The organism is Pseudonocardia sp. (assembly GCF_035305885.1).
Lineage (GTDB): Bacteria > Actinomycetota > Actinomycetes > Mycobacteriales > Pseudonocardiaceae > Pseudonocardia.
This window is the reverse complement of sequence record NZ_DATGOP010000002.1, coordinates 26,245-33,715: the sequence shown is the minus strand read 5'-3', so window position 1 is coordinate 33,715 and position 7,471 is coordinate 26,245. Positions and strand designations below refer to the sequence as shown.

General features: G+C 76.6%; 5 protein-coding genes and 1 pseudogene. All 6 read left to right on the top strand.

Annotated elements, in window-relative coordinates:
* Positions 1–301 (top strand): annotated as a pseudogene (locus VKZ81_RS00205) (succinate--CoA ligase subunit alpha); the annotation flags it as partial.
* A gap of 179 nt (positions 302–480) precedes the next feature.
* The gene (locus VKZ81_RS00200; RefSeq protein WP_324239281.1) at positions 481–2,013 is read left to right on the top strand and encodes an ABC-F family ATP-binding cassette domain-containing protein; all 1,533 of its coding nucleotides are present in this window, start codon (positions 481–483) and stop codon (positions 2,011–2,013) included.
* An 84-nt stretch (positions 2,014–2,097) separates the two neighbouring features.
* Positions 2,098–3,060: a DUF5336 domain-containing protein gene (locus VKZ81_RS00195; protein WP_324239280.1), complete on the top strand. Its 963-nt coding sequence runs from the start codon at positions 2,098–2,100 to the stop codon at positions 3,058–3,060.
* Positions 3,061–3,114: 54 nt separating this feature from the next.
* On the top strand, positions 3,115–5,133 hold the full coding sequence (locus VKZ81_RS00190) for a cell division protein PerM (protein WP_324239279.1): 2,019 nt from the start codon (positions 3,115–3,117) through the stop codon (positions 5,131–5,133).
* A gap of 96 nt (positions 5,134–5,229) precedes the next feature.
* Positions 5,230–5,877: a phosphoribosylglycinamide formyltransferase gene (gene purN / locus VKZ81_RS00185; protein WP_324239278.1), complete on the top strand. Its 648-nt coding sequence runs from the start codon at positions 5,230–5,232 to the stop codon at positions 5,875–5,877.
* Positions 5,874–7,430 carry a bifunctional phosphoribosylaminoimidazolecarboxamide formyltransferase/IMP cyclohydrolase gene (gene purH / locus VKZ81_RS00180; protein ID WP_324239277.1) on the top strand — a complete coding sequence of 519 codons (1,557 nt, stop codon included), beginning with the start codon at positions 5,874–5,876 and terminating at the stop codon, positions 7,428–7,430. Before purN ends, purH begins: the two co-directional genes overlap by 4 nt.
* Positions 7,431–7,471: the final 41 nt, after the last annotated feature.

Sequence of the window (7,471 nt, the reverse complement as noted above, 5' to 3'; positions counted from 1 at the left end):
GGAGGCGTTCGAGGCCGACCCGGAGACCCGGGCGATCGTGATGATCGGCGAGATCGGCGGGGACGCCGAGGAGCGGGCCGCGGAGTTCATCAAGGCCAACGTCACCAAGCCGGTCGTGGGCTACGTGGCCGGGTTCACCGCTCCCGAGGGCAAGACCATGGGCCACGCCGGCGCGATCGTGTCCGGCTCGGCGGGCACCGCCCAGGCCAAGAAGGACGCCCTGGAGGCCGCGGGCGTGAAGGTCGGCAAGACCCCCAGCGAGACGGCGCAGCTGATGAAGGACATCCTCGGTGCCCAGTAGGGATACACCTGCTCGAACGGCCCCACCGCGAGTGCGCGGTGGGGCCGTTCTGCGTTGTGCCGCTCACACTTAATGCGACTGATGTTGCATTTGCGGCGTGGGTGCGGCACCCTGCTCCCGTGCGCATCTGACACCTCACCGGCCCCCGTCCGTCCCGGCCCGACCCACGAGGTGCGCGCATGTCCAACCACGCCGTCGTCTGCTCCGGTCTGTCGTTCTCCTGGCCCGACGGGTCCCCCGTGCTGCGCGACCTGGACGTCGCGTTCGGCGCCGGCCGGACCGGCATCGTCGGCCGCAACGGCTCCGGGAAGTCCACCCTGCTCCGGCTCGTCGCCGGCCTGCTCACCCCCACCGCGGGGACGATCACCACCGCGGGCGACGTCGGCTACCTGCCGCAGGACGTCACCCTCGGCACCGGACGCACCGTCGCCGAGCTGCTCGGGATCGCCGAGCAGCGGGCCGCGCTGCACGCGGTCGAGGCGGGCGACGTCACGGCGATCGCGGCCGTCGGGGACGACGGCTGGGATGTCGAGGAGCGCGCCGTCGCCGAGCTGGCCCGCCTCGGCCTGCCGACGGACCTCGACCGCGAGGTCGGCACGCTCTCCGGTGGGGAGACCGTCCTCACCGGGCTGGCCGGGCTGCTCGTGCGCAGGCCCGCGATCGCGCTGCTCGACGAGCCGACCAACAACCTCGACCGCCGTGCCCGCGGGCTCCTCTACGACGCCGTGGCGAGCTGGCCGGGCGTGCTGCTCGTCGTGAGCCACGACCGCGAGCTGCTCGAGCTCGTCGACGGGATCGCCGAGCTGCGCGAGGGTGCGGTGCGGCTGTTCGGCGGCACGCTCTCGGCGTACGAGGAGCAGCTCGCCGCCGAGCAGGAGGCAGCGCGGCGGCTCGTGCGGGTGGCCGAGGCGGAGCTGCGCCGGGAGCGGCGCCAGCTGGTCGAGGCGCGGATCAAGCTCGACCGCCGCGTCCGGTACGCCAACACCGACCACGCCAACAAGCGCAAGCCGAAGATCGTCATGAACCAGCGCCGGCTGGACGCGCAGGTCTCCGCCGGCAAGCACCGGATCATGCACGAGCAGCGGCTCGCCGACGCCCGCCGCGAGCTGCAGGCCGCCGAGGCCGCCGTCCGCGACGACGACCGGATCCGGGTCGACCTCCCGGACACCGCGGTCCCGGCGGGGCGCACCGTGCTCGAGGTCGACGGGCTGGACGTGCGGGGACCGGAGCGGATCGGGCTGCTCGGCCCCAACGGCAGCGGCAAGACCACGCTGCTGCGGCGGCTCGCGCCCACCGTCCCGCACGCGTACCTGCCGCAGCGGCTCGACGTCCTCGACGACGCCGCGTCGGTGCTCGACAACGTGCGCGCCGCCGCGCCGGCCCGCTCGCCGCAGGACGTGCGGGCCGGGCTCGCCCGGTTCCGGCTGCACGGCCCGGTGGTGGACCAGCCCGCGGGCACGTTGTCGGGCGGGGAGCGGTTCCGGGTGGTGCTCGCCACCCTGCTGCTCGCCGACCCGCCCCCGCAGCTGCTGGTGCTCGACGAGCCGACCAACAACCTCGACCTCGACAGCGTCGAACGCCTCACCGAGGCGCTGGCCGCGTTCCGCGGGGCGGTCGTCGTCGCCGGCCACGACCTGCCGTTCCTGCGGAAGATCGGCTGCACGCGCTGGTGGAGCGTCGAGGACGGCCTGCACGAGGTCGACGAGGGCTGATCGCCCGCCGGAACCCGCCCACGGCGGATGGGCTACGTTCGGTGACACCGCCTGCGCGGGAGTCCGCACGGAGGGAGAGCCGCCATGAGCCAGCAGCCGGGTGCCCAGGGGCCCGGGCAGCCCACGCCGTCCGCGTCGCTCGGGTCGCCAGCTCAGCAGGCACCGTCCGGATCCCAGGCGACCCCCGCCACGAGCTCCGAGCCGGAGAAGACCACCTCCGACGCGCCCCAGCTCGCGCCCGGTCCGGCGCGGCTGCTCGTGCTCGCCACGGCCGGGCTCGGCCTCGTCATCTACGTGCTGAGCTTCGTCGAGACCGGGCTCGCGGGCAGCCTCATCGGCTTCCTGCTGCTCGGCGGCGGGCTGCTCGCGGCCGCGGCGCTGCTGCCGAAGGTGGGGCGGGTGCTCGTGCCCGCCGCGGTCATCGTCGTCACCGGCACGCTGTTCCTGCTGCAGGCCGTGGCCCAGGGCGGGGCGTCGTCCACCGCGATCGTCGCGCTGGTGCTCGCGTTCCTCCAGGCGGTGGCCGTGATCGGCGCCGTGCTGCTCGATGCGGGCCTGGTCAAGGCGCCCGCGCCGCGGCCCAGCGCGCCGCAAGGGTACGGCCAGCCGGGCTACGGCCAGCAGTACCCGGGCCAGCCCCAGTTCGGCCAGCCCGGCGGCTACGGCCAGCAGTACCCCGGCCAGCCGCAGTACGGGCAGCAGTACCCGGGGCAGCCGCAGTACGGCCAGCAGCAGTACCCCGGGCAGCCCCAGTACGGCCAGCAGCCGGGCTACGGCGCGCCGGGCTTCGGGCAGCAGCCGCAGGCCGGTCGGCCCGGCGGGGCGCCGAGCTGGTTCAGCGGCTCCAGCGAGTCCGACACGCCCAGCGCGCCCGGCACCCCCAGCGGGCCGGGCGGGGGTGAGCCCACCACCGCGATCCCGCAGACGCCGCCCGGGCGGCCCGACAACGGCGACGCCGAGCAGACCAGCGTCGACCAGACGCGGATCATCAAGCAGCCCGGTGAGCGCCAGCCCGGCCAGAACGGGCCGTCGAACCCGCAGGGGTAACCGCCTCCGGCGTGCCTGCCCCACCCGGGCGGGCAGCGCTGCGACCCTGGTCGGGTGACGCGCTCCCTCGCCGGCACCGAACACGATCCAGCGCCCGATCCGGAGCCCACCGAGGGCGGGGTCGAGGGCCTCGACCGGCTGCGGCTCCTCCTCGCCGCGGCGATGGGCACCGTCCTGTTCAGCTACGCGCTGCTCGTGCCCGCCGCCGCCGTGGTGATCTTCACCGCGGGCGGCGTCGTCTCGGTCGACGGCGCGTTCGCCGCCGCGATCCCGCTCTGGCTCGCCGCGCACCAGATCCCGCTGGTGCTCGAGGGGGAGCCGCTCAGCGCGCTGCCCCTGCTGCCGACCGCCGGGGTCGCCGCGGTGATCGCCCTCGGCGCCGGCTGGACGGCGGCCCGCCTCGGCGGCAGGCCTCGCCACGACGCGGGGGCCGTGCTCGTCGCGGTCGCGGGCGCCCACGCCGCGGTCGCGGTGCTGGGCAGCGCCCTGCTGCCGCGGGCGGCGGAGGTGGCCGTGGCGCCCTGGTCGGCGATGGTCGGGGGCGGCCTCGTCGCCGGGCTGGCGGCCGCCGCGGGCGTGCTGCGCTCCTGCGGGCTGCCCGCCGACGTGGCGGCCCGGCTGCCCGGGTGGCTGCGCCCGGCGGCGCGGGGCACGGCCGTCGCGCTGACCGGGCTGGCGTTCACCGGGGCGGTCGTCCTACTGGTGGGCCTCGCCGTGCACGCGGACGCGGTCGCGGCGGCGTACGCGCGGCTGGCCCCGGACTTCGGGTCGGCGCTCGGCGTGACGTTCCTCGCGCTCGCCTACCTGCCCAACGGCGTCGTGGCCGGGGTCGGCTGGGCGCTCGGGCCCGGGGTCACGGTCGGTGCCGCGACCGCCTCGCCGCTGGTCACGAGCACCACCGCGCCGTCGAGCTTCCCGCTGCTCGCCGCGCTGCCGGGCGGGCCGCCGCCCGCGTGGGCGCTCACGGTGTTCCTGCTGCCGCTCGGCGTCGGCCTGCTCGCGGGCATCGCCTGCCGGCGCGCCGCGCCCGCGCGGCACCGGTTCTCGGCCGCGCTCGCCACGACCGGAGCGACCGCCGTGCTCACCGGGCTGCTGGGGTTCCTCACCGGGGGCAGGCTCGCGACCGGGCCGTTCGACCCGGTGCGGCTGCCCGTCGAGCTGATGGTGCCCGCGGTGCTGCTGTGGGTCGGGCTGCCCATCATGCTGATCGCGGTGCTGCGGGCGGACCAGGAGCCGCGCGCTGCCGGTGCGTCGAGCGCTCGCGCGGAGGCGCCCGCCGAGGCGGACCCGCCCCGGCCGGAAGCGGTGGCCGAGCCCGCGGCCGAGGACACCCGGGCCGAGGACACCCGGGCCGAGGACCCGGATCGCGGCGGCCCGGACGACGGTGGCCCGGACGACGGCGGCCCGGACGACGGCGGCCCGGACGGCCGCTCCGGCGCCTCGGACACGGGAGCCGAGGACACCGGGACCGACGGCGCCGAGATCGACGGCGCCGAGATCGACGGCGCCGAGATCGACGAGGCCGAGATCGACGGCGCCGAGGCGGACCAGGCCGAGCCCGGCGACGCGGAGCCCGAGCGCGGCCGGGGGAGCGCCGCCGCGGGCGGGGACGCTGGTCGCCGCCGGGTGACCCGGCGGGGCGCCGCCGCTCGGCGCGGCGAGCCGGCCGGTGCGGAGCCCGAGTGCGAGGACCGGGGTGACCGGGAGGCCGACGCCGCCGGCAAGGGTGCCGTTCGGGGCCGCGGGGCGCCGCGAGACGTCGCGCCCGCTCGGCCCGCCGAGCTCGGCGACGCGGAGCCCGAGCGCGGCCGGGGGAGCGACGCCGCGGGCGGGGACGCTGGTCGCCGCCGGGCGACCCCGCAGCGCATCGTGCCGGCCCCGCCCGCCGAACCCGTCGAGCGGCCGCGGAACCGCCGGTGGTGGCGCCGCCGCGAGCGGCGGCAGGTGGAACAGGCCACCCCGATCCCGGAGCAGCGCGGCCCCCGGACGGTGGCCGAGCTCGTCGCGCAGCGCGCCCAGGAGAGCGGTGACGAGGCGACCGACCGCGACGGGCGGCCCGACGACGCGTCCTGACCAGGACCTTCAGGATCCGGGGGCGGTGTGACCTGCGCCGCCGCCTACCCTTGACCCGTCAGAGGCGATTGTCGTCGACCCTCGAGGAGCTCCCGCGTGCCCGCGTCCCCGAGCCGTTCGTACCGGGTCGAGCTCCCCGTTCCGGCCCGGGTCGTCGTGCTCGTGTCCGGGTCGGGCACGCTGCTGCAGGCCCTCCTCGACGCCGCCGCCGACCCCGCTTACCCGGCCCGGGTGGTGGCCGTCGGCTCCGACCGGGACGGCATCGAGGGCCTCGCGCGGGCCCGCCGCGCCGGCGTGCCGACGTTCACCGTTCGGGTCGCCGACCACGCCGACCGCGCCGCCTGGGATGCCGCGATCGCCAAGGCCGTCGCCGAGCAACGGCCCGACCTGGTGGTGAGCGCGGGCTTCATGAAGATCCTCGGGCCCGGGTTCCTCGCGGGCGTCGGCGCACCGATGATCAACACCCACCCCGCGCTGCTGCCCTCCTTCCCCGGCACCCGCGGGGTGGCCGACGCGCTGGCCTACGGGGTGAAGGTCACCGGAGCCACGGTGCACATCGTCGACGACGGCGTGGACACCGGCCCGGTGCTCGCCCAGGCCGCGGTGCCCGTCGAGCCCGGCGACACCGTCGACACGCTGCACGAACGCATCAAGATCGAGGAGCGGCGGCTGCTGGTGGGCACCGTCGCAGCGCTGGCCCGGGAAGGGGCCACCGTGACCGGACGAGAGGTGACCATCCCGTGACCGAGCGCCGCCCCGTACGCCGGGCCCTGATCAGCGTGTACGACAAGCGCGGGCTCACCGAGCTGGCCACGGGCCTGCACGCGCTCGGTGTCGAGATCGTCTCGACGGGGTCGACGGCGCAGCGGATCGCCGAGGCGGGCGTGCCGGTCACGCCGGTGGAGGAGCTCACCGGGTTCCCGGAGTGCCTCGACGGGCGCGTGAAGACGCTGCACCCCCGCGTGCACGCCGGCCTGCTCGCCGACACCCGCAACCCGGCCCACGTCGCCCAGCTGGCCGAGCTGGGGATCGCGCCGTTCGACCTGCTCGTGTCGAACCTGTACCCGTTCACCGAGACCGTGGCCTCGGGGGCGACGCCCGCGGAGTGCGTCGAGCAGATCGACATCGGGGGGCCGGCGATGGTCCGCGCGTCGGCGAAGAACCACGACAGCGTGGCCGTCGTCGTCGACCCCGCGCGGTACGAGTGGGTGCTGGACCAGGTGAAGAACGGCGGGTTCGCCCTGGAGGACCGGCGGCGGCTCGCGGCGGCCGCGTTCCGGCACACCGCCACCTACGACGTCGCCGTCGCGTCGTGGATGGGCAACGTGCTCGCCCCCGAGTCCGACGGCGAGCCCTTCCCGTCCTGGGCGGGCGCCACCTGGGACCGCGCCGCGACGCTGCGCTACGGGGAGAACCCGCACCAGAAGGCCGCGCTGTACGTGTCGGGGCGGCCCGGCCTCGCCGCCGCCGAGCAGCTGCACGGCAAGGAGATGTCGTACAACAACTACGTCGACGCCGACGCCGCCTGGCGGGCCGCGCACGACCACGACCGGCCGTGTGTCGCGATCATCAAGCACGCCAACCCGTGCGGGATCGCGGTCGGCGCCGACGTCGCCGAGGCGCACCGGCTGGCGCACGCCACCGACCCGGTCAGCGCGTTCGGCGGGGTGATCGCGACGAACACCGAGGTGAGCGTCGCGATGGCCGAGCAGGTGGCTGAGGTGTTCACCGAGGTCGTGGTGGCGCCCGGCTACGCCGAGGGCGCCGTCGAGGTGCTCGCGCGGAAGAAGAACATCCGGGTGCTGCGGCTGGCCGGGCCGGTCGAGCGCGGGGGCGCCGAGATGCGGCCGATCTCGGGCGGGCTGCTGCTGCAGCAGCGCGACGCGCTGGACGCGGCGGGCGACGACCCGGCCACCTGGACGCTCGCCGCCGGCGACCCGGTGCCCGACGACGTGCTCGCCGACCTCGCGTTCGCGTGGCGGGCCTGCCGGTCGGTGAAGTCGAACGCGATCCTGCTCGCGTCCGGCGGCGCCGCGGTCGGGATCGGGATGGGCCAGGTCAACCGGGTCGACTCGTGCCGGCTGGCGGTGCAGCGGGCGGGCGAGCGGGCGCGCGGATCGGTGGCCGCCTCCGACGCCTACTTCCCGTTCGCCGACGGGCTGCAGGTGCTGCTCGACGCGGGGGTGCGGGCCGTCGTGCAGCCCGGCGGCTCGGTGCGCGACCAGCAGTCGATCGACGCGGCGGCCGCCGCGGGCGTGCCGATGTACTTCACCGGCACGCGGCACTTCGCGCACTGAAGCGGCCCGGAAAACCGCTGGCCCGCGCCGGTACCGTGATC